22 protein-coding genes and 2 tRNA genes are annotated in these 20,339 nt (G+C 68.0%); 12 read left to right on the forward strand and 12 right to left on the reverse strand.

Annotation, left to right across the window (positions count from 1 at the left end; all coding sequences use genetic code 11):
• Positions 1-186: 186 nt before the first annotated feature.
• A tRNA-Ser gene (locus ACYSM9_RS20745) sits at positions 187-274 on the reverse strand.
• Positions 275-385: 111 nt separating this feature from the next.
• On the opposite strand from ACYSM9_RS20745, the gene ACYSM9_RS20750 reads away from it, so the two are divergent.
• The 8 genes from ACYSM9_RS20750 to ACYSM9_RS20785 all read left to right on the forward strand — a co-directional run bounded on the left by ACYSM9_RS20750 (position 386) and on the right by ACYSM9_RS20785 (position 7,257).
• A complete protein-coding gene (locus tag ACYSM9_RS20750) occupies positions 386-1,369 on the forward strand; it encodes an NAD(P)H-quinone oxidoreductase (RefSeq protein ID WP_461858839.1) in 984 nt (327 codons plus the stop codon).
• A 117-nt stretch (positions 1,370-1,486) separates the two neighbouring features.
• Positions 1,487-2,020, forward strand: coding sequence for a PadR family transcriptional regulator (locus ACYSM9_RS20755; protein WP_461858840.1), 534 nt, complete (start codon positions 1,487-1,489; stop codon positions 2,018-2,020).
• Between the two features lie 100 nt (positions 2,021-2,120).
• Positions 2,121-2,405, forward strand: coding sequence for a DUF1540 domain-containing protein (locus ACYSM9_RS20760; RefSeq protein WP_461858841.1), 285 nt, complete (start codon positions 2,121-2,123; stop codon positions 2,403-2,405).
• A gap of 232 nt (positions 2,406-2,637) precedes the next feature.
• Positions 2,638-4,935 (forward strand): carbon starvation CstA family protein, encoded by a 2,298-nt coding sequence (locus ACYSM9_RS20765; RefSeq protein ID WP_461858842.1) that lies wholly within the window; start codon positions 2,638-2,640, stop codon positions 4,933-4,935.
• Positions 4,935-5,138 carry a YbdD/YjiX family protein gene (locus ACYSM9_RS20770; protein ID WP_461858843.1) on the forward strand — a complete coding sequence of 68 codons (204 nt, stop codon included), beginning with the start codon at positions 4,935-4,937 and terminating at the stop codon, positions 5,136-5,138. The genes ACYSM9_RS20765 and ACYSM9_RS20770 overlap by 1 nt, the downstream gene beginning before the upstream one ends.
• A 77-nt stretch (positions 5,139-5,215) precedes the next feature.
• The gene (locus ACYSM9_RS20775) at positions 5,216-5,842 is read left to right on the forward strand and encodes a bacterial proteasome activator family protein (protein WP_461858844.1); all 627 of its coding nucleotides are present in this window, start codon (positions 5,216-5,218) and stop codon (positions 5,840-5,842) included.
• Positions 5,843-5,849: 7 nt separating this feature from the next.
• Positions 5,850-6,293, forward strand: coding sequence for a hypothetical protein (locus tag ACYSM9_RS20780; RefSeq protein ID WP_461858845.1), 444 nt, complete (start codon positions 5,850-5,852; stop codon positions 6,291-6,293).
• A 118-nt stretch (positions 6,294-6,411) separates the two neighbouring features.
• Positions 6,412-7,257 carry an aldo/keto reductase gene (locus ACYSM9_RS20785; RefSeq protein ID WP_461858846.1) on the forward strand — a complete coding sequence of 282 codons (846 nt, stop codon included), beginning with the start codon at positions 6,412-6,414 and terminating at the stop codon, positions 7,255-7,257.
• A gap of 169 nt (positions 7,258-7,426) precedes the next feature.
• On the opposite strand, the gene ACYSM9_RS20790 is transcribed toward ACYSM9_RS20785, so the two are convergent.
• The 3 genes from ACYSM9_RS20790 to ACYSM9_RS20800 form a co-directional block, all read right to left on the reverse strand.
• Complete coding sequence (locus ACYSM9_RS20790) at positions 7,427-7,606, reverse strand: hypothetical protein (RefSeq protein ID WP_461858847.1); 180 nt, start codon at positions 7,604-7,606, stop codon at positions 7,427-7,429.
• A gap of 38 nt (positions 7,607-7,644) precedes the next feature.
• Positions 7,645-8,745 carry a hypothetical protein gene (locus ACYSM9_RS20795; protein ID WP_461858848.1) on the reverse strand — a complete coding sequence of 367 codons (1,101 nt, stop codon included), beginning with the start codon at positions 8,743-8,745 and terminating at the stop codon, positions 7,645-7,647.
• Positions 8,746-8,819: 74 nt separating this feature from the next.
• Complete coding sequence (locus ACYSM9_RS20800; protein ID WP_461858849.1) at positions 8,820-9,782, reverse strand: hypothetical protein; 963 nt, start codon at positions 9,780-9,782, stop codon at positions 8,820-8,822.
• A gap of 89 nt (positions 9,783-9,871) precedes the next feature.
• Here ACYSM9_RS20800 and ACYSM9_RS20805 point away from each other — a divergent pair, with 89 nt between their 5' ends.
• A complete protein-coding gene (locus ACYSM9_RS20805; protein ID WP_461858850.1) occupies positions 9,872-11,113 on the forward strand; it encodes an NAD(P)/FAD-dependent oxidoreductase in 1,242 nt (413 codons plus the stop codon).
• 8 nt (positions 11,114-11,121) lie between these two features.
• Here ACYSM9_RS20805 and ACYSM9_RS20810 read toward each other — a convergent pair whose 3' ends face one another.
• The 7 genes from ACYSM9_RS20810 to tmk all read right to left on the reverse strand — a co-directional run bounded on the left by ACYSM9_RS20810 (position 11,122) and on the right by tmk (position 16,860).
• Positions 11,122-12,036, reverse strand: coding sequence for a polysaccharide deacetylase family protein (locus tag ACYSM9_RS20810; RefSeq protein ID WP_461858851.1), 915 nt, complete (start codon positions 12,034-12,036; stop codon positions 11,122-11,124).
• Positions 12,037-12,059: 23 nt separating this feature from the next.
• Positions 12,060-12,209: a hypothetical protein gene (locus tag ACYSM9_RS20815; protein ID WP_461858852.1), complete on the reverse strand. Its 150-nt coding sequence runs from the start codon at positions 12,207-12,209 to the stop codon at positions 12,060-12,062.
• 87 nt (positions 12,210-12,296) lie between these two features.
• Positions 12,297-13,064 carry a hypothetical protein gene (locus ACYSM9_RS20820; RefSeq protein ID WP_461858853.1) on the reverse strand — a complete coding sequence of 256 codons (768 nt, stop codon included), beginning with the start codon at positions 13,062-13,064 and terminating at the stop codon, positions 12,297-12,299.
• Positions 13,065-13,277: 213 nt separating this feature from the next.
• Positions 13,278-13,350: transfer RNA gene (locus tag ACYSM9_RS20825), tRNA-Thr, on the reverse strand.
• Positions 13,351-13,448: 98 nt separating this feature from the next.
• Complete coding sequence (locus ACYSM9_RS20830; RefSeq protein ID WP_461858854.1) at positions 13,449-15,008, reverse strand: alpha/beta hydrolase; 1,560 nt, start codon at positions 15,006-15,008, stop codon at positions 13,449-13,451.
• Positions 15,005-16,168 carry a DNA polymerase III subunit delta' gene (locus ACYSM9_RS20835; RefSeq protein WP_461858855.1) on the reverse strand — a complete coding sequence of 388 codons (1,164 nt, stop codon included), beginning with the start codon at positions 16,166-16,168 and terminating at the stop codon, positions 15,005-15,007. The genes ACYSM9_RS20830 and ACYSM9_RS20835 overlap by 4 nt, the downstream gene beginning before the upstream one ends.
• Positions 16,165-16,860: a dTMP kinase gene (tmk, locus tag ACYSM9_RS20840; RefSeq protein ID WP_461858856.1), complete on the reverse strand. Its 696-nt coding sequence runs from the start codon at positions 16,858-16,860 to the stop codon at positions 16,165-16,167. The genes ACYSM9_RS20835 and tmk overlap by 4 nt, the downstream gene beginning before the upstream one ends.
• Before the next feature lie 121 nt (positions 16,861-16,981).
• On the opposite strand from tmk, the gene ACYSM9_RS20845 reads away from it, so the two are divergent.
• Entirely contained in the window at positions 16,982-18,172 is a 1,191-nt protein-coding gene (locus tag ACYSM9_RS20845) for a trans-sulfuration enzyme family protein (protein WP_461858857.1), read from the forward strand.
• A gap of 9 nt (positions 18,173-18,181) precedes the next feature.
• Complete coding sequence (locus ACYSM9_RS20850; protein WP_461858858.1) at positions 18,182-18,535, forward strand: DUF2516 family protein; 354 nt, start codon at positions 18,182-18,184, stop codon at positions 18,533-18,535.
• 28 nt (positions 18,536-18,563) lie between these two features.
• Here ACYSM9_RS20850 and ACYSM9_RS20855 read toward each other — a convergent pair whose 3' ends face one another.
• Complete coding sequence (locus tag ACYSM9_RS20855) at positions 18,564-19,382, reverse strand: class I SAM-dependent methyltransferase (protein ID WP_461858859.1); 819 nt, start codon at positions 19,380-19,382, stop codon at positions 18,564-18,566.
• A 106-nt stretch (positions 19,383-19,488) separates the two neighbouring features.
• Between ACYSM9_RS20855 and ACYSM9_RS20860 the strand changes: the two genes are divergently transcribed.
• Positions 19,489-20,235: a phosphoglyceromutase gene (locus tag ACYSM9_RS20860; RefSeq protein WP_221385574.1), complete on the forward strand. Its 747-nt coding sequence runs from the start codon at positions 19,489-19,491 to the stop codon at positions 20,233-20,235.
• Positions 20,236-20,339: the final 104 nt, after the last annotated feature.

Genomic DNA, 20,339 nt, shown 5'->3' on the forward strand with positions numbered 1-20,339 from the left:
TCAGACCGGCGATTAAAAGCTTTTAGCCGAAAAACCTAACAAAGTACTACTAGAGGTGTGCGCGGGTGTGCGGTGGCCTTCGGCATGAAACACCCTGACCCTATTGACCGGGCCTGACACTTTCAAGAGGTGCGGGCAAAACGAAACCCCCGGCGCCAGCGTGCCGGCTGCCGGGGGTCTCCTGCGCGGAAGGTAAGAGATTCGAACTCTTGGTACGGGGTTACCGCACACTGGTTTTCAAGACCAGCTCCTTCGGCCGCTCGGACAACCTTCCTCAGCTAGTAGTGTTTCATAGGCACTTGCCTGCAACAAAACAGGCCCAAGGAAGGTGTCCGGTACACGCTGGTTGCAGGCCGGCAGTTTGAGTCAGGAACGGGAGAGACCCATGAAAGCCGTCTACATCGCGGAGCCGGGCGGCCCGGAAGTACTGGAAGTCCGGGACGTGGACGCACCGGTGCCCGGCCAGGGCGAAGTGCTGATTGATGTCGTGGCGGCAGGCCTGAACCGGGCCGACGTCCAGCAGCGCCGTGGATTCTACCCGCCTCCGCCGGGTGCCTCCGAGATTCCGGGGCTGGAAGTATCAGGCCGGATCGCCGGCTTCGGGCCGGGGGTCAGCAAGCCCTTCTCCATCGGGGACAAGGTGGTGGCACTGCTGGCGGGGGGAGGCTATGCCCAGCAGGTGGCAGTCCCGGCCGAGCAGGTGCTGCGGGTTCCCGACGGGGTGGACCTGGTAACGGCGGCATCGCTTCCGGAAGTCGCCGCCACAGTCTATTCGAACCTGGTGATGACCGCACAGCTGCAGCCCGGTGAAACCGTGCTGGTCCACGGCGCCACCGGCGGAATCGGCACCATGGCGATCCAGCTCGCGAAAGCGCTCGGTGCCCGGGTGGCCGCCACGGCCGGCTCGGACGAGAAAGTCAGCACCGCGAAGGCCTTCCTGGGCGCCGACATTGCCATCAACTACGCGGAGGAGGACTTTCCCGAAAGCCTCCGCCGGCAGAACGGCGGCAAGGGAGCAGACGTGATCCTGGACGTGGTGGGGGCCAAGTACCTGCCGCAGAACGTTGACGCCCTGGCCGATTACGGCCGCCTGGTGGTGATTGGCCTGCAGGGCGGCACCAAGGGCGAACTGGACCTCGGGCTGCTGCTGAAGAAGCGCGCCGCCGTGGTGGCCACGGCACTGCGCCCCAGGCCGGTTGCCGAGAAAGGAGCGATCATGACGGCGGTCCGGGATGCCGTATGGCCGCTCGTGGCCGACGGCCGGATCCGCCCGCTGGTGGCCAAGACCTTTCCCCTGGACCAGGTCCGTGCCGCGCACCGCTACTTCGACACCGGAGACCACGTGGGGAAGATCCTGCTGGTCATGTAGCCGGTAGATACCCGGTATTGGCCTGGCGCACCGTACGGGCTAGGCTCTCCCCTGCGCGGTATGCACACGTCTTGGGGGCCTGTGCACACCGGAAAGGACTATGCCCGGGGGAGCACCTTGTCGATTCGCCACAGCCTCCTCGCCCTGCTCCAGGACCAGCCGCGATACGGCTACCAGTTGCGGGTCGAGTTCGAAAACCGGACCGGGGCCACCTGGCCGTTGAACATCGGCCAGGTATACACCACCCTTGACCGGCTGGAACGGGACGCCCTTGTCGCAAAGAAGGGCGACGACGGCGAGGGGCACGTTGTGTACAGCATCACCGCCGCCGGCAAGGCGGAAGTGCAGGGCTGGTTCGCTGCCCCCGTGGAGCGGAACAATCCGCCCCGCAACGAACTGGCCATCAAGCTGGCGCTCGCCGTCACGCTGCCCGGCGTCGACGTCCAGGCCATCATCCAGGCGCAGCGGGTGGCGTCCATCCGGGCGCTGCAGGACTACACCAAGGCCCGCAGGGACACGGCAGCGAACCAGCGGGCGGCTGACACGGCCTGGCTGCTGGTCCTGGACTCCCTGATCTTCCAGACCGAGGCGGAGGTCCGCTGGCTGGACCTTTGCGAGGCCAGGATGGTCCAGCAGTCGCAGGGCGGGTAGGCATTAGGTCACACAATTGGGTCTTTTTGATCGCCCGGAACAGGCCTACGGTGGGGTGCAGGAGCCGTCCGCCGGGCGGCGGAACCCACGGAGGAACCTCATGACAACCCACGTTGCCGACTGCAGTGTCACCCGTTGTTCGTTCAACGACCACGAGGGCTGCACCGCGCACGCCATCACCGTCGCAGGAACGCAGGACCACGCATCCTGCGCCACCTTCATCGAAACCGGCATCCACGGTGGCCTGCCCAAGGTCCTGGCCGACGTCGGAGCCTGCCAGCGCGCCGAGTGCGTCCATAATGACCACCTGATGTGCAACGCACCGGAGGTCCACGTGGGGCCGGGCGCCGACAACGCCGACTGCCTCACGTACTCCCACGCCTAAGCGCGCCTGCGCTGGAGCGGAACCAAGGCTCCTGTCCGGAACTCCGGGACAGGAGCCTTTCGCTTGCCGCCACCGCCGTCGTCATCCATGTCCGTTCGTCAGCTCATTCGTCGACGCCTCGCCGCCGCTCACCGCAAGGGCCCCGCGCCACGCCGCCGCCGGGCGTTCCGGCAAGGCTACCCGTTGGTAGGGTGCCGGATAGCAAAAGCGGGAAAACTCTCAAGGAGGAGACATGGCCGGAGTGCCTGACCAACGCAACAACGGATCCCGGGCGGAGGGCGGACTGGCGACAGACGCCAGCCTTCCCCCGGCCGCCGTGGACGAAGCAAGGCTGGAAGCCGAAGACCGGAAATGGACGCCCGGCAAGATCGCGCTGTGGGCTGCCATCGCCCTGCTGGGCGGCGCTGCATGGTTCATGCTGGCGATCGTCCGTGGTGAAACGGTCAACGCCATCTGGTTCGTCTTCGCCTCGGTCTGCACCTACCTGATCGGCTACCGCTTCTACTCCAAGGTCATCGAGCGCTACATCACCCGGCCGGACGACCGCCGCGCCACCCCGGCGGAGTACAAGGCCGACGGCAAGGACTACGTCCGCACCGACCGGAACGTGCTGTTCGGCCACCACTTCGCCGCCATCGCCGGGGCGGGCCCGCTGGTGGGCCCCGTGATCGCAGCCCAAATGGGATACCTGCCCGGCACCATCTGGATCATTGTTGGCGTCGTCTTCGCCGGTGCCGTCCAGGACTACCTGGTGATGTTCTTCTCCATGCGCCGCGGCGGCCGGTCCCTTGGCCAGATGGCCCGGGAGGAACTCGGCGTCATCGGCGGCACGGCAGCCCTGATCGCCACCCTCCTCATCATGGTGATCATCGTCGCGATCCTGGCGCTCGTCGTCGTCAACGCCCTCGGCGAAAGCCCGTGGGGCGTGTTCTCGGTGGGCATGACCATCCCCATCGCCCTGTTCATGGGCGTCTACCTGCGCTTCCTGCGGCCGGGCAAGGTCATGGAAGTCTCCATCATCGGCTTCGTCCTGCTGATGGCCGCCATCATCGGCGGCGGCCTGGTGGCCCAGACCGAATGGGGAGCCGCGTTCTTCCACCTGGACAAGGTGACCATCGCCTGGGGCCTGATCATCTACGGCTTCATCGCCGCCATCCTGCCCGTCTGGCTGCTCCTGGCGCCGCGCGACTACCTCTCCACTTTCATGAAGATCGGCGTGATCGTCATGCTCGCGCTGGCCATCGTCGTGGTCCGGCCGGAAGTGAGCGTCCCTGCCTTCAGCGAATTCGCGGGCCGCGAGAACGGCCCGGTGTTCTCCGGCGCCCTGTTCCCGTTCCTGTTCGTCACCATCGCCTGCGGTGCCCTCTCCGGGTTCCACGCCCTGATCTCCTCCGGCACCACCCCCAAACTGGTGGAGAAGGAACGGCAGACCCGGTACATCGGCTACGGCGGCATGCTGATGGAATCCTTCGTGGCCATCATGGCCCTCGTGGCGGCCATCTCCATCGACCGCGGCCTGTACTTCGCCATGAACGCGCCGGCGGCCCTGACCGGCGGGACCGTGGAGACGGCGGCCACGTGGGTGAACAGCCTGGGCCTGAGCGGCGTCAACATCACCCCCGGCCTGCTGAGTGAAACCGCCGCCAACGTCGGCGAGCACAGCATCGTCTCCCGCACCGGCGGCGCCCCCACCCTGGCCGTGGGGCTGGCGCACATCATGCAGCAGTTCATCGGCGGAACGGCCATGATGGGCTTCTGGTACCACTTCGCCATCATGTTCGAGGCACTCTTCATCCTCACCGCCGTCGACGCCGGCACCCGGGTGGCGCGGTTCATGCTGCAGGATTCGATCGGCAACTTCGTCCCCAAGTTCAAGGAAGCCTCCTGGCGTCCCGGTGCCTGGCTGTGCACCGCCGTCATGGTGGCCGCCTGGGGTGCCGTGCTGCTGATGGGCGTCACCGACCCGCTCGGCGGCATCAACACCCTGTTCCCGCTGTTCGGCATCGCCAACCAGCTGCTCGCCGCCATCGCCCTGGCCGTGTGCCTGGCCATCGTCGCCAAGCGCGGGACCTTCAAGTACTTGTGGATCGTCGCCCTGCCGCTGGCCTTCGCCGCCGTCGTCACCATCACGGCCAGCTACCAGAAGATCTTCTCCACCACCCCGGCGGTGGGCTACTTCGCCAACAACGCCGCCTTCAGCAAGGCCCTGGCCGACGGGAAGAAGGAGTTCGGCACCGCCAAATCGGTGGCCGCCATGGAGGCAGTGGTCCGCAACACGGCCATCCAGGGCTGGCTGTCGGTGATCTTCGTGGTGCTCAGCATCATCGTGATCGCGACAGCGGTGCTTGCCACGGTCAAGGCATTCCGGGACAAGGCGGCAGGCACGGCAACCATGGACAACGAGGACCCGGCCGTCCCCTCCCGTGTCTTCGCGCCCGCCGGCCTGGTGCCGACAGCGGCCGAGCGCGAACTTGCCGCCGAATGGGACAAGCTCCCGGCAGGTGCCCGGCTGGAGCGGACGGGGCATTGATGAGTGCGGGCATCGCCGTGATGGCGAACGGGTTCCGGGGTTTTGCCCGCTACCTCAGCGGGGTCATGGGTGCGGACGCCTATGCCAAATACCTCGAGCACCACGCGGCCGCGGGACACAGTGAACCCCCGCTCGGGGAACGCGAGTTCTGGCGTGACCGCACGGACCGGCAGGACAGCAACCCGCAGGGCAGGTGCTGCTGATTGAGCCCGCAGCGGACAAGCGCTCCCGGGGGCTTAATCGGGGGCTCCGTGCGGACTGCCCATGAGAGTATGAACGCATGAGCGATCCCAATGACACTCAGGCAGCTGAGGACCTCCCGGTAGAAGGCACTCCGGTTGACGACAGCCGGGACCCTGCCGCGGCCGGGGCCCCGTCCGACGGCAGGCCCCGCGGCAGCCACCTCTCAGACCTGGTGGACGAGCCGGCCAAGGTGATGCGGATCGGCACCATGATCAGGCAGCTCCTCGAAGAGGTGAAGTCAGCACCCCTGGACGACGCCGCGCGGGGCAGGCTCGCCGCCATCCACGCGCGGTCCATCAAGGAACTGGAGGATGGGCTGGCGCCGGAACTGGTGGCGGAACTGGACAGGATCAGCCTGCCGTTCTCCGATGACGCCACCCCGTCCGACGCCGAGCTGCGCATCGCCCAAGCACAGCTGGTGGGCTGGCTGGAAGGCCTGTTCCACGGCATCCAGACGGCCATCGCGGCGCAGAACGCAGCGAGGGAACAGGCCGTGGCCCAGCTGCACCTGCGCCAGCTGCCGCCGGGCACGATGATTGCGCCCGGCGTCGTCATTGGCGAGAACGGTGAGCCGCAGCGGGCCCCCGCCGGTGCCCGGCAGGGGCCGCCCCCGGCGTCCGGCCAGCGCGAAGACCCGGACCACGGCCCGGGCCAGTACCTGTAGGTTCCGCTTGGGATTTTTCAGCGCCGCCAGGCAGGGGCGCAAGGACGATACCGAACTTGGCAAGGGGTTGTGGCGCCGCGCGCATGACCGCTTCCACCGGGGACTGGACCGCTACCACCAGGTGCTGGAAGGCGTGGAGGACGACCAGCTGTACGGCGAGCTGGTGGACATCGCCAATGAGCTGGCCGTGCTGCTGCAGCGGGTCAGGGCCGTGTGCACGGAAGCGCAGCGGCGGGCGCCCAGCGACGGGCTGGACATCCCCGCCGGTTTGTCGGACGTGCACCGGTCCCTGTCCAAGGCGGGCAACTCGCTGGCGACCACCGCCGAAGCGGCAGCCATGCTGCGGCTGGCCGTAGGCCCCGTACCCGTGGGCGCGGCCTCGGTGCGCCGCCGCGCCGAGGCGGTCTTCCAGCAGGTGGCCGACGCCGAGCGGCAGCTGCGCGGGGAATAGCTGGCACCGGCGGCGGCGAAATTATTCCTGGTTTGGAAGCATACTTTTGAGTTACGCGTCTGGCTGACAGGACAGGAATCCGGGCCAGGCGCCGGCCGGTCTTTGGCAGGATGAAACCATGACTCTTTCACCTACCTTGACTTTCAACGACGGAAACACGATCCCCCAGCTCGGCTACGGCGTGTGGCAGGTTGAGGACGACGTGGCCGAAAAGGTTGTCCGCCAGGCCTTCGAGGCCGGCTTCCGCCACATCGACACGGCCAGGATCTACGGCAACGAGTCAGGCGTGGGCCGCGCCATCGCGAGCTCGGGGCTGTCACCGGAACAGATCTTCATCACCACCAAACTGTGGAACTCCGACCAGGGCTATGAGTCGACCCTCGCCGCGTTCGAGGAGTCGATGGACCGGCTTGGCCTGGAGACCCTGGACCTCTACCTGATCCACTGGATGCAGCCCAAGCAGGACAAGTACGTCGACACCTGGAAGGCGCTGATCGAACTCCAGAAGCGCGGCCGGGTGAAGTCCATTGGCGTCTCCAACTTCACCGTCGAGGGCCTGCAGCGGCTCATCGACGAAACGGGCGTGGTTCCGGCCATCCACCAGATCGAACTGCACCCGTACTTCAGCCAGCGCGAACTGCGGGAGTTTGGTGCTGCCAACGGCATCCTGACCCAGGCCTGGTCGCCGCTGGGCCAGGGCGGCGAGCTCCTGCAGGACCCCACCGTGGCCTCCATCGCCGCCAAGCACCAGGCAACCCCTGCCCAGGTGGTGATCGCCTGGCACCTGGCCATCGGCAACGTGGTGATCCCCAAGTCGGTCACGGAGTCCCGCATCAGGGAAAATTTCGCAGCCCTTGAGGTGTCCCTGGACGGGGAGGACATCGAGGCCATCAACGCCCTGGACAAGACCGCCGCCGGCGAGGGCCGCATCGGACCCGACCCCGCCGTATCCGACTTCGCCTAGCAGGCAGACGGGTCCAGGGACGGTCTCCCGGCCACACGAGTCAACAGCCCGGCCCGCTAACAGCCAGACCAGTTAACGCCGGACCCGTTACCAGCCCGTACTGCCGGCAGACGCCAGGCAGTGCGGGCTTCGGGCTCTTAAGGGCGGGCTTTCCTTCCGGGGGATGGCATCAGGCCGCGGCCTTGGCCTGCTCCACGGCCACCGCGTCCACTACGGCCCAGCTGTCCTCGCCATGGCAGTGCCGTGCGGCGAACCGCTCCGCCTCTTCGAGGGTGTCAAAGATCTCCGAGCGGCCGCGGCCACAGTCGGCGTCGAAGTACGTGACGTGAAATTCCTGTGTAGGTTCCATGAATCCAGTCTGCGGCCGGGGTCTGACATTCCCTGGAATCAGGCCCGCGTGTTGCGGGATGCCGGATCATTCCCACGCGCGGGAACGCCCACCAGAAGCGTCAGCGCCGCCATCGCGAGCATCTCGAGTCCCGTCCACACCAGGGTCCCGCCCCAGACCTCGGGGGAGAAGCTGAGCGCCCCGTCGTGCAGCGCCACACCGGCGAAGTACGGGGCCCAGAAAACCACCGGGCAGAGGGCTGCCGCCGCCATGATCCTGCCCGGACGGCCCGGCGCGGGGCGGAACACGGCCCACACCACGCCCACCAGGACGGAACCGGCGAGGGCCGCCGTCACCAGCCATGCGTCGCGCAGCGCCACCATGACCTGCAGCGCCACAGCGGGGACCAGCGCCATGGCGGCGGGCACCACGACGTGCAGGCGCCAGCGCAGCGACAGCAACAGGACAGGCACGAACACCACGGCTGTGGAGACAAAGAACGTTGCCAGGGACACCATGATGCTCGACGACGTCGGCGGTGCCACCAGGGGCTGGGCCCCGGGCACGCTGATGTACGTCTGGATCAGCCCATGGCGGGCGAACACTGCGAACTCCTGCAGGATAAATGCCGCCACCATGCCCGCGAGCAAGGCGCTGACGACGGCGGGCACCAGCCGCGGCCACGGCCGTGCGGGGGAGTGCCACGCGGCGGAGAACGGCGCGGCGAGGATGAGGAAGCCCCCGCAGGCGAGCCCCAGATGGGACGGGCTGAACAGCGCCGAGATGCCCTGCTCAACGCCGAACACCGAATGCCAGGCGACGTCGGCCGCGCCGGAGACCAGGAACAGGACCACACCGGCCGCCGCTGCCCCGTAGCCGGCGGGAACGGCGTCCGTCCACCGCACGCCGGGCGCATGGCGGCGCCAGGTCAGCGCGCCGATCCAGAGCGCGCAGGCGGCGAAGCCCGAATAGAGGACCGCATGCCACGGGGTGAAGAACGTCTCGAGGTCGCGGAGGTTGTTGTGCGCCCACCCATCAACGTAGGTTCCGGTGAGGAGCCAGACCCCGGCCGCAAGCGTGACCGCGTCTTCCACGGCCGTGGTGGGGCGGTGCACTGATACCGGCGGGATCGCGAAGGCATGGGCTGCTGCGGCATCCATAGCTCCACAGTAAGTCCCGCCGCTGTCCGGGGCGAGAGGGAATCCGGCAAGCAATCCAACGGGTCAGGGCTTTGTCAGCGGCCCAGCCGCAGGACCCGTTCCTGGGCCAGCACGACTGTCCGGCCGGCCTTGTCGGCGGCCCGCGCCGCCTGTTTCGCTTCAGCCGAGGTCGCGGAGAGCTTCCTGCGGGCCCGGTCCAGGCCGTCTTCAGCGGCCTGGAGCCGTTCCCGGAGCTCTGCCGTTTCCCGCTGCAGCGCCTCGATGGCAGTGCGCGCCTCGTCCGCCTGGTCCTGCAGTTCCGCGGCGCGGCGGGCCGTTTCAGCCTCTTCGGCCTGCGCCTGGGCGAGGGCGGCTCTGGCACGCTCCAGCGCGGGGGGCGAGACTGGCCGCGGCGTCTGCCTGACCGCCTCAAGCCGGGGCCTGGCCGGTGCCGGCTGGGAGGTGCGCTCCGCCGTCGGACGCTTCTTTGCCGCCGCTGCCGGTGCCGGGCGAGGCAGCGGGGGAGCGTACGCAGGGGCGGGCAGCATCGCCGGCAGGGCCACCGCCCCATCAAGGTCCACGGCATTGACGCCGTCGGCCGAGAGGACCTTCAGGAGACGCCCGCTGGCGACTGCGGAGGCGGCACCCTCGTCAGCGGTCAGGGCCCGCAGGGTCTCCTCGACGTCGGCGGCCATGGCATCGCTGATCGGCCGCCCTTGCCCCCGGGCCACCTCCCGGGCTGTGTCGACGGCGGCGGCCAGGAGCGTGCGGCGCCCGCGTCCCAGCTCCCGGAGGGCCGCGGCATCCAGCGACCCCTGCGCGGTACGCATCCGTGCGCCGAGGCCGGCCAGCCCGTCCAGGACGTCCGGACGTTCCCGTGCGAGCATGTTGAGGGCCCAGGCGGCCACCGAGGGTTTGGGCAGGGCCCGGACGGCGGCCGCCAGTTCCTTGTCCTGTCCCGCAGCTTCCTTGGCCGCGGCAGCCCGGGACGCGATGAAGTCCTCCAGCGGACCGGCATACAGCCTGTTCGCAATGTCAGCCAGGGCTTGGTCGTCCATGCCGCCATCTTAGGTGGCGGCATGGCCTCGCGTTTGTACCGGACATGGCTGCCCTGTTGCTCATGGGCCGGTAGGGGTATCTTGCTCGGATGGAGGATTCATATCAGGTCATCGTGGTCGGCGGCGGGTTTGCCGGGACCACCGCCGCCGAGGAACTTGGCCGCAAGGGCATCCGCGTCCTGCTGATCGATGCGAACAACTACCGCCAGTTCCAGCCCCTGCTGTACCAGGTGGCCGCATCCCAGATCGGTGTTTCGGCGGTGGCGCGGCCGCTGCGCGCGGAATTCCGCAGGATCAACAACGTCAGGGTCCTGACAGCGGAGGTGACGGCGGTGGATGCCGCGAACCGCACGGTCACCACCGCTGACGGCTCCACCTACCGGTCCCGCATCCTCGTCATTGCCGCCGGGGCGGTGCCGAATTACTTCAATACGCCAGGCGCCGATGAGCATGCCTACCCGCTGTACTCGGTGGCGGATGCCACCCGGCTCAGCGCGGCCATCACGGCCGTCATGGATGAGGCCGACCGGGAGCCGCGGGAAACGGCGGATGTGATTGTGGTGGGCGGCGGACCCACGGGGGTGGAGACGGCGGGTGCGCTCGCGGAAAACGTGAAGTACCTGGTGCCGAAGTATTTTTCCGGTGGCCTCGCCGACCGCTGCCACGTGCACCTGGTGGACATGGTGCCCAACGTGCTTGCGGCGTTTTCCGAAAAGTCGCAGGCGTATACCCGCGACCGGCTGACGAAACTCGGCGTGCAGCTGCACATGGGACAGGCCGTGAGCGAAGTGCGCGCCGACGGCGTGACCCTTAAGGACGGAACGCTCATTCCCGCCCGGATCGTGGTGTGGGCGGGTGGCCTGCAGGCCGGTCGCATCATTGCCGAATCCGGCCTGCAGCAGGGCAAGGGCGGACGCATTGACGTGCAGCCCGACCTCACCGCACCCGGCGTCGAGGGCGTCTACGTCCTGGGCGACGCCGCCAACATCACCGATGCCGCCGGCAACAAGCTGCCCCAGCTTGGTTCGGTGGCCCAGCAGTCCGGCAAGTGGGCCGCCCGCAATATCCATGCCGAGCTCACGGGCGGCGCCAGGGAGCCCTTCCGCTACTGGGACAAGGGATATATGGCGATGGTGGGACGCGGCGCTGCCGTGGCCGAGATGGGGCGCCGGCGCCTGCAGTTGCAGGGACCGCTGGCGTTCGTATCCTGGCTGGCAGTGCACCTGGCCCTGCTGCCCGGATTTCAGCAAAAGGTACGGGCCCTCTTCTCCTGGGCCAACGGCTACCTGACCCACAGTCCTGCGCAGGTGGTGGTGGGCAGGCCTGACTAGCGCTGCCTTCAGGGCAGGTGCAGGAAGGAGTTTCCCGCAGCCAGCAGCTTGTCCAGGGCCTGGCTCACGCCGTCAGCGGTTCCACCGCCGGGGTGGTTGCCGTGGCAGATGACGACGTCGCCCGCTCTGGCGCGGCCGACCTCCCGGGCCACGACCGCGGCAGGGAAGGTGGCACCGCCGTCGCCGTTGATGCTGAAGCCCGCCGCTTTCACGCCGAGGGCGCGGAGGATGTCGGCCGCGACGTCGTCCATGTAGGCGGTGCCGGGACGGAAGTAGCGGGGCCGGGCGCCCGTCAGCGACGCCAGCCCGGCGTCGTTGGGCATGACCTCGTCATAGACTTCGCCGGCATTCCTGGTCCCGGGAATCCCGTAGGCAGTGTTTCCAGTGGTGGACAGCGGCTTGTGCGACGTCCCGTGGTTGGCCAGTTCGAAGAGCGGGTCTGCTGCCAGCTGCCGCGCGGTGGCCGGGTTGGCGGAGATCCAGCGGGAGTTCAGGAAGAGGGTTGCCGGAACGTGCCGTTGCCGCAGGGTGTCGATCAGGGCCTGGTCGTAGCCGTTGCCGCCGGGGCCGCCGCAAAAGTCGAACGTCAGGGCAATGCCCGGGGCTCCCGCGGGCAGCCGGGTCAGGACCCCGGGAGCTTCCAGGCCCCAGTACCGGACGCCGCGTGTGCCGTAGGTATTGGTGATGTCGGCCCGCGACGGGGCGGGACTGGCCTGCGGCGGCTGCGGGCCGGGGTCGGGGCCGCCGTCCATGATCCGTGCGGTGACGTCATCGGCCGGGGCTTGGGCCACCCCGTCCGGGGCACCGGCATCGCCGCCGTGCCCGTTCCGCTGCGGCTCCAGGTCAGGGACGGCAGCGGACAACGTCATCACTGCCGCAAGGAGGACTGCCCGGCGCCCGGGGCCCTTTCCGTCCTGCCTCATGTGCCTCGGAGTCGCTTGTTCCACTACGGCGTCCCCGGCAGGCCGGGGCGGCCCTGCGCATGGCCTTCCTGGAAGGTGGAGACGACGGCGCAGGCTGCCGGGCTGGATACAGCCGGCTGTGCCGTGGCTCCTCTTACGGCGCGCAGGAGGGCAGCCTGAAAGCGGGGGGTCATGTCGGGATGATACCGTGGCTGGCTTGCCGTTTCCTGAACCACGGTGGCCATGGGAGAGTCGTGCCGTAACAATCGCCCGAATTCGCCTCAGCCGGTCACACGGACTCCGCCCACCGCCCCGGTCCATGGCGTATCGCCCGCGGCGGGCAGCAGCAGATGCGCGAAGACGTAGCCCTGTTGAAGTGCCATGACCCGCGTAGCGGTCCCGGCGCAGTCCAGCGGGAGCTCTTCCGGCCGGAAGGGCGCGCCGGGCTGCTCCTGGCCCACGGAGACCGTCGCACCGGCGGCACCAACACAGGCCGCGGTGACGGTGTACAGCCCCGCTGCGGGCACGGGGGCCGTGGCGCCAAAGCCCCTGGCGGGACCATCCAGCGGACCCTCCTCAAAAAGCAGGACCCGTCCCGGTACTGCCTTCAGGAGCCGGTCCAGCCTGGCGTAGTTTCCCACCTCACGTTCAAGGACAAGGGGATCGGTGTATGGCGGGCGGGATGCCTCCGCCTGCAGCCCGGCGGCCGATGGGTGCGCCGGCTCGGGGTAGTCATAGGAACATCCCGGGGCTCCGCCGAGAGCGAGCAGCACGGACAGCGCAATGCCGAGCTGTTTTCGCACGCGGTTCATTTCCGCGGGCCGCCCCGCTGGGCCGCCCGGGATCCACGTGCGGTCCATGTCCGGTGCCCGGTCTGCGCGCCTGAGCTTGTGGATCAGCAGGCTGAATGGCAGCACTATGAGCTCAAGGATGCCGGTCACGACAAGCAGCACAAGGACCATGGCGATGATGGGCAAATAGAGGAGGAACACGCCTGCAATGGTGGCGAGGTAGCCAAAGCTGAACCCGAGGATCGTCCCGGTATCCATGTCTGCTCCCAGGAACTACGGAGGAAGCCCACTGCTCGACTATGTGTTGATCAAAAGACGCGGCAGGTTCCTTGTCAATACCCTCGGGACTGGGTGGGGAAAGGGGAACCGGGTAGGCCGGGGGACGTCCCGCCCGCACACCGAAAACAGGCGCTTAACCAGCGAAAAACCCCGGAAACCCCTAAAACAAGGGGCTGTCCGGGGTTTATCCCGAGCTTCCTATCAGAATCGAACTGATGACCTTTTCATTACGAGTGAAACGCTCTACCGACTGAGCTAAGGAAGCACCGCATGAATTTCCCGGGCGGACCCGGCGGCTTCATGCAAGAGTCAACTGTAATAGAGTCCGTGCGCCGCGGTCAAAATGGGCCGGCGGCCGGGCGTTCAGCACACCGTGTTGTCCGCCGGAACCTTGCCGCTGACAAGGTAGCCGTCCACGGCATCCTCCAGGCAGCTGTTGGCACGGCCGTATGCTGTGTGCCCCTCGCCCCTCCAGGTCAGCAGTGAGGCGTTGCCCAGCTGCTTGCGCAACGATGCGGCCCAGTCGACGGGCGTGGCGGGGTCTCCGGTGGTCCCGACCACCACGATGGGGGAGTCCCCGCTGTAGTCGACCGGGGCCGGCGTGCGGAGGTTCTTGTATGGCCAGTCCGCGCAGTTGACGCCGCCATAGGCAAAGAAGTACCCGAACGTGGGCGAGTCCTGCTCCAGCCGCTGCTCCTCGGCCCGCATGCCTGCCGGGTCCGAGACCATCGGGTAGTCCAGGCAGTTGACCGCGTTGAAGGCGAGCGTCGAGTTGGAGGTGTACTTCCCGTCCGACCCGCGGTCGGCGCCGATATCGGCAAGGCGCAGCACCAGGCTCACGTCACCGTTCATGGCGGCTTCAAGGGCCTGGGTCAGGGCCGGCCAGCTTTCGTCGTTGTACAGCGGGGTGATCAGGCCGCTGACGAACATCGTGGCGTTGACCTGGCGGCCGTCCTTGGCGGTGCGCGGAGTCTGCCGGACAGCGTTGATGAGGTCCTGGATCTGCTGGACGCCCGAGTCGACATCGCCGCCCAACGGGCACTTGCCCTGCTTCTGGCAGCTTGCGACGTAGGAGCGGATGGCTTTCTCGAAGGCGCGCGCCTGTCCGCTGGTAAGGTCCTCGTTGCTGATCGAGGGATCAAGGGCGCCGTCAAGCACCATCCGTCCCACGTTGTCCGGAAACAGCGAGGCGTAGGTGGAACCGAGGAACGTGCCGTAGGAGTATCCGAGGTAGTTCAGCTTGGTGTCGTTGACAACTGCCCGGAGCACGTCAAGGTCCTTGGCTGCGCTGACCGTGTCGATATGGCCCAGTACGGGTCCGGTCTGTGCCGCGCACTGGTCGGCGATCGCCTTGTTGTCAGCCAGCGCCGCCGCCAGTCCGGCGTCGGTTTCCAGGGCATAGGTCTTGGCCCGGGCGGCGTCGCGTTCCGCGTCGGTCATGCAGGTCACGGGGGCGGAGCGCTTGACGCCGCGCGGATCAAAACCCACGAGGTCGTAGGTGCTGCGCACTCCCTGGGAGAAATGCGTTCCGGCAGCGTCCTTGACGAAGTCGTACCCGGACGCGCCGGGGCCGCCGGGATTGACCAGGAGGGTGCCGGTCTTCTTTCCCGTGCTGGGCGCCCGCAGCGCCGCGACCTGGATAGTGTCCCCGGCGGGGTTGGCGTAGTCGAGCGGAACCGTCACCTTGGCGCACTGGAACTCGCCTTCGCAGGGCTGCCACACCACTTCCTGGGAGTAGAACTTTTCCAGGCCGGAGGGGGCCGAAGCCACGATCGACGGATCCGCCTTCGCCGTGGCCGCCTCCGGTGTCTTGTCCCCGCCGTTGAGCAGGCTGCAGGACGCGAGGACCATGGCCAGGACCATGGCGCCGGCGGCGCGGACAGCAACTGCCAGGGGCCGTGCGGGCAGTGGGCGGGCAGTCATCGGGTCTCCTTGGATGGCTGGATCAGACTGGCTGCCATGGACTCAATGGCCAGCAGCGGGGCAACGTTGGTGGTGGTGATGCGTTCGCGGGCTTTGTTGATGGCGTCCATCCGTGCCAGCGTGACCTCGGGGGTGGTGCGTGCGGCGAACTCCTCCAACTCACTGCTCAGCTCAACGTTGACGAGCTCCACGGCGTTCCCCAGCTGGATGACCAGCACGTCGCGGTAGAAGGAGAGCAAATCGGTGAGTGTCCGGTCCAGGGAGTCCGTGATGGACCGCTTGGCGCGCCGTTTTTGGTCGTCCTCAAGCTGTTTGAGCTGGCTGCGCATCGCCGGCGGCAGCGTCCCGGACTCCGGCGCGCCCAGGGTTGCCAGCAAGGCGGCTTTCTCGGCGGCATCACGCTCCTCATTGGAACTGTTGGCCTCGGCGGTGGCGATTTTGACCAGCTTGTCGGCCATCATGACGGCCGCGGTAACGCCGCGGAGCCCCAGGGGAAAACGAACCGTCTCCAGGCGGCGTTCCCTCGCGGCAGGGTCCCGCGCGAGCCGCCGGGCAATTCCCACATGGCTCTGCGCCGCCCGGGCTGCCCTTTCTGCCAGGGCCGGGTCGACGCCGTCGCGCCGGACCAGCAGGGCCGCGACGTCGGCGGCGGGCGGCAGCCGCAGTGCCACGCTGCGGCACCGCGAGCGGATGGTCACCAGGACGTCCGCGGGGGAGGGGGCGCAGAGCATCCACACGGTCCGCGGAGTGGGCTCCTCGATGGCCTTCAGGAGGACGTTGGTGGTCCGTTCGGCCATCCGGTCGGCGTCCTCGACCACAATGATCCGCCAGCGCCCCGAGGACGGCCGGTTTCCCGCAGTGGCCACCAGGTCGCGGGCTTCGTCGATGGTGATGGTGACCTTTTCGGTCCTGACGAACGTGACATCCGAATGGGTTTCGCCCAGGATCGTGTGGCACGCCTGGCAGTGGCCGCAGCCGCGCAGGTTCACGTCTTCCTGGTCGCAGTTCAACGCGGCGGCAAAGGCTTTGGCCGCGTTGGATCGTCCCGATCCCGGCGGCCCGGTGAACAGCCAGGCATGCGTCAGCCCCTCACCGCGTGCGGCCTGGCTCAATTGTTCGACGACGGCGGGCTGGCCCTGCAGGTCATCCCATACGGTCACGCGCCGCCACCGCCCGCCGATGCTCCCCGACCGGCCGGGAGGGGCCGGCCGGCGGCCGGCCGGAGCAGGGTTTCGACGCGCTGGAGGATCTGCGCTGCCAGTTCCTCGACCGGGAGGCGGGCCGGCAAAACCAGGTAGGACTCCGGCCGGCTGGCCGCGAGTTCAAGGAAGGCGGCCCGTATCCGGGTATGGAAGTCGTCCGCCTCCGATTCCAGCCGGTCTTCGGCTGCTTCGCCTGCCGTCCGGCGGCGGCGGCCCAGCTGCGGATCCACGTCCAGCAGGACCGTGAGATCCGGCTGGAGGCCTGCGGTGGCCCATTCGTTCAGCGACTGGACGGCGTCCTTCCCAAGGTTCCGCCCGGCGCCCTGGTAGGCCACGGACGAATCGATGTAACGGTCGCACAGCACGACATCGCCGCGTTCCAGGGCCGGCCGGATGACTTGCGCTGCGTGCGCGGCGCGGGAGGCGGCGAAGATGAGGGCCTCGGTGCGGGCATCGATGTCACCGTTGCCGTGGTCAAGGACCAGCGAACGAAGTTTTTCGCCGATGGGTGTTCCGCCGGGCTCGCGGGTTCTAAGGACGTTGAACCCGCGGCTTTCCAAGGCAGCTGCAAGCCGCGCCGCCTGGGTGGACTTGCCGGCACCATCGCCACCCTCGAACGCGATGAATATGCCGGCGCTTTGTTTGCTCACTTCTCAAGCCTACCGAGCCGCAGCGACATTTCCCGACCCGGATGAGAACCCTTCACCGCCGTGCGGTCCCGTGGCGTCACCGCTTTTCCGGCAGCTCCGGACCGGACAGTACGCTGTCACCATGAGCCTTTCCGAGCAGCAAGCCGGGTCCCTTTCGGCCGAGACCGTGGTGGTGGCAGCCGGCCGTCCGCCGCGGGAGCGGGACCAGCCGGTCAACCCTCCCATCACCCTGTCCTCCACCTACTTCGGCACGGGTCCGCTGGGCGACGGCGACCGGGGTTACGGCCGCTACTCAAACCCCACCTGGGACCCGTTTGAAGAGGCGCTCGGCCAGCTCGAAGGATCGGCGCTGCCCGGCCTGCTGTACGCGTCAGGCCTGGCAGCGGTCAGCTCGGCGCTGTCCCTGATCCCGGCCGGGGGAGTGCTGGTCATGCCAAGCCACAGCTACTCCGGCTCCCTGGTCATGGCAACCGAACTTGCGCAAAAGGGCTTCATCGAGCTGCGCACGGTGGACATCGCGGACACGGACGCGGTCAGGGACGCCATCGCACCGGCAGGCCCGTCCGCCCGGGCTGCTTCCATGCTGTGGCTTGAAAGCCCCACCAACCCCATGCTGGGCATCGCGGATATGCAGGCGCTCGCCGACGCCGCCCACGCCGCCGGCGCCATCGTGGTTACGGACAACACCTTCTCCACGCCCCTCGTGCAGCAGCCCCTCACGCTGGGGTCCGACGTCGTGCTTCATTCGGTGACCAAGTACCTGGCCGGGCACTCCGACGTCGTCCTCGGTGCCCTGGTGACCTCCAACCCGGAGATCCGCTCGGAACTGCTGCACCACCGCATCATCCACGGCGGCATCGCCGGTCCCTTCGAAGCCTGGCTGGCTTTGCGCGGCCTGCGGACCCTGGCACTGCGGGTGGAACGGTCCCAGGCCTCGGCGATGCTCCTCGCCCACAGGCTTGCCGCCCACCCTGCGATCGAATCCATCCGTTTCCCAGGGCTACCCACAGATCCCGGCCATGCCCGGGCCAGGGAGCAGATGAAGGGATTCGGTTCCATCATCTGCGTCCAGGTGGCGCCCACCGCCGTGCTCAGCGGCGCCGATGCCGCGGACAAGCTGGTCCAGGCCCTGCAGCTTTGGCTCCCCGCCACGTCCCTGGGCGGCGTGGAGTCCCTGATCGAACGCCGGCGCAGGCACACGGCCGAACCTGCCAGCGTCCCGGAAAACCTCGTCCGGCTGAGCGTGGGCATTGAGAACGTGGAGGACCTTTGGTCTGATCTGGAGCAGGCCCTTAAGGCGCTGGGCGGCTAGGCTGGGTCTGTGGACGGCGAACTGATTATTCGGCCTGTAGAGCAGGCACTGTATTGGATCCTGGCCCTGGTGGCGCTCGGGCTTGAGCTCTGGGCCCTGATCGACTGCGCCAGGCACCGGGCGAACGCCTTTGAGGCCACCGGGAAGCGGACCAAGACCTTCTGGCTGGCACTGACCGGGGGCGCCGCTGCCATTGGCGTACTCTCGCTCCTGACGTCCGGGGGAGGCTTCCTCGGAACCTTCGGTCTTTTCGGCCTCGCCGCGGTGGTGGCAGCGTCCGTCTACCTGGCTGATGTCCGGCCTGCGGTCAAGGACGCCGGCCGCGGCGGCAGCCGCAACATGGGGCCCTACGGCCCCTGGTAACGTGGGCCCGCCCAGCGGGGCGGCCGGCTTAGGGCGACACTGCCGTCCAGTCCACCGTCAGCTCACCGAGGCGCCATCTGGCCGGCCCGTCCTGGACCGGCCACCCGGCGTCGCGCAATGCCCTGCACATGCCCTGCCAGCGCTGCCTGTTGCCGAACGACGCAAGCGGCGCACATTCGAGCCAGGCGCGGTCCATCGCCTGCAGGAACGCGTAAACCGGTTCGCCGGGAACGTTGCGGTGGATGAGGGCCTTGGGAAGCCGTTCGGCAACGTCCGAGGGCAGGTCGAAGCTGCCGAACCGGACCGAGATGCTCAGCGAGAGCGGGCCGTCCGCGCCTAGGGCCACCCATGTCACGCGCCGCCCGATCTCGTCGCAGGTGCCGTCGATGAACAGCCCGTCCGGGGCGAGCCGGTCCTGCACCAGCCGCCAGATACCGGGAACATCCCGTTCTTCGTACTGGCGCAGCACGTTGAAGGCGCGGACCAGCACGGGGCGTCCCGGAACCGGAAGTTCGAAGCCGCCAACCTGGAAGGACAGGCCCGGCCGCTGCAGCGGGAGCGCCGCACGCACGCGCTCCGGCTCGATCTCGATCCCGCAGACCTGCACGTCCGGCCGGACTGCGGCGAGCCTTTCATGGAGTTCGACGGCGGTGGCCGGGGTTGCGCCGTAGCCGAGGTCCACTACAAGGGGTTCTTTGGCGGCCCGCAGCCGCCAGGCCTGCGGCCCGGTGAGCCAGCGGTCCACCCGCCGCATCCGGTTGGGGTTGGTGGTGCCGCGGGTCACGTTGCCCACCGGCCGGCCCTGCCGCGCGGCAGGCGCCCGGCCGGACAGTTGCGGGGCGTTCACCCGTTCAGCCTTTTGAACCACCGCCCAACTTTATCCCGTCCGCCGCGCGGGCCAGGCCGCTGTAACGCTGGGCAGCGGGTTACAGTGCTCGGCTAGGATGAAAATCATGACTTACAAGCTGATTCTGCTGCGCCACGGCCACAGCGAATGGAACGCCAAGAACCTGTTCACCGGCTGGGTGGACGTCGACCTGAACGACCAGGGACGCGCGGAAGCAGCGCGCGGCGGTGAGCTGCTGGTGGAAAACAACGTCCTGCCGGACGTGCTCTACACCTCCCTGCTCAAGCGTGCCATCAACACCGCGAACATCGCCCTGGACAAGGCCGACCGCGGCTGGATTCCGGTCAAGCGCGACTGGCGCCTGAACGAACGCCACTACGGCGCACTGCAGGGCAAGGACAAGGCGCAGACCCTTGCGGAGTACGGCGAGGAACAGTTCATGGAATGGCGCCGCTCCTACGACACCCCGCCGCCGCCCCTGTCCGATGACTCCGAGTTCTCGCAGGCCCACGATCCGCGCTACGCCGGCCTCGGCGACGCGCTGCCGCGCACGGAGTGCCTGAAGGACGTCCTGGTACGGCTGCTGCCCTACTGGGAATCGGACATCAAGGAAGACCTCAAGGCGGGCAAGACCGTGCTGGTCACCGCGCACGGCAACTCGCTGCGCGCCCTGGTCAAGCACCTCGACGGCATCAGCGATGAAGCCATCGCCGGCCTGAACATCCCCACCGGCATCCCGCTGGTCTACGACCTGGACGAGGACTTCAAGCCGGTCAAGCCGGGCGGCACCTACCTCGACCCCGAGGCCGCTGAGGAGGCCATCCTCGCGGTGGCCAACCAGGGCAAGAAGTAGGGCATTAACGCAGACGACGGCGGGATGGTGCCACTCGGTGGTCAAGCCTACTTTCTTTTTCCTCCCCCGAAGTGGGGGAAAAAAACCAAGCGTGCTTTGTTCCC

The organism is Arthrobacter sp. C152, assembly GCF_054890965.1.

What these genes read in the sequence shown, in the direction of transcription:
- ACYSM9_RS20750 (WP_461858839.1), top strand. Translation starts at nt 386, where the DNA reads ATGAAAGCCGTCTACATCGCGGAGCCGGGCGGCCCGGAAGTACTGGAA.
- ACYSM9_RS20760 (WP_461858841.1), top strand. Translation starts at nt 2,121, where the DNA reads ATGACAACCCACGTTGCCGACTGCAGTGTCACCCGTTGTTCGTTCAAC.
- ACYSM9_RS20765 (WP_461858842.1), top strand. Translation starts at nt 2,638, where the DNA reads ATGGCCGGAGTGCCTGACCAACGCAACAACGGATCCCGGGCGGAGGGC.
- ACYSM9_RS20770 (WP_461858843.1), top strand. Translation starts at nt 4,935, where the DNA reads ATGAGTGCGGGCATCGCCGTGATGGCGAACGGGTTCCGGGGTTTTGCC.
- ACYSM9_RS20775 (WP_461858844.1), top strand. Translation starts at nt 5,216, where the DNA reads ATGAGCGATCCCAATGACACTCAGGCAGCTGAGGACCTCCCGGTAGAA.
- ACYSM9_RS20785 (WP_461858846.1), top strand. Translation starts at nt 6,412, where the DNA reads ATGACTCTTTCACCTACCTTGACTTTCAACGACGGAAACACGATCCCC.
- ACYSM9_RS20790 (WP_461858847.1), bottom strand. Translation starts at nt 7,606, where the DNA reads ATGGAACCTACACAGGAATTTCACGTCACGTACTTCGACGCCGACTGT.
- ACYSM9_RS20795 (WP_461858848.1), bottom strand. Translation starts at nt 8,745, where the DNA reads ATGGATGCCGCAGCAGCCCATGCCTTCGCGATCCCGCCGGTATCAGTG.
- ACYSM9_RS20800 (WP_461858849.1), bottom strand. Translation starts at nt 9,782, where the DNA reads ATGGACGACCAAGCCCTGGCTGACATTGCGAACAGGCTGTATGCCGGT.
- ACYSM9_RS20805 (WP_461858850.1), top strand. Translation starts at nt 9,872, where the DNA reads ATGGAGGATTCATATCAGGTCATCGTGGTCGGCGGCGGGTTTGCCGGG.
- ACYSM9_RS20810 (WP_461858851.1), bottom strand. Translation starts at nt 12,036, where the DNA reads ATGAGGCAGGACGGAAAGGGCCCCGGGCGCCGGGCAGTCCTCCTTGCG.
- ACYSM9_RS20815 (WP_461858852.1), bottom strand. Translation starts at nt 12,209, where the DNA reads ATGACCCCCCGCTTTCAGGCTGCCCTCCTGCGCGCCGTAAGAGGAGCC.
- ACYSM9_RS20820 (WP_461858853.1), bottom strand. Translation starts at nt 13,064, where the DNA reads ATGGATACCGGGACGATCCTCGGGTTCAGCTTTGGCTACCTCGCCACC.
- ACYSM9_RS20830 (WP_461858854.1), bottom strand. Translation starts at nt 15,008, where the DNA reads ATGACTGCCCGCCCACTGCCCGCACGGCCCCTGGCAGTTGCTGTCCGC.
- ACYSM9_RS20845 (WP_461858857.1), top strand. Translation starts at nt 16,982, where the DNA reads ATGAGCCTTTCCGAGCAGCAAGCCGGGTCCCTTTCGGCCGAGACCGTG.
- ACYSM9_RS20860 (WP_221385574.1), top strand. Translation starts at nt 19,489, where the DNA reads ATGACTTACAAGCTGATTCTGCTGCGCCACGGCCACAGCGAATGGAAC.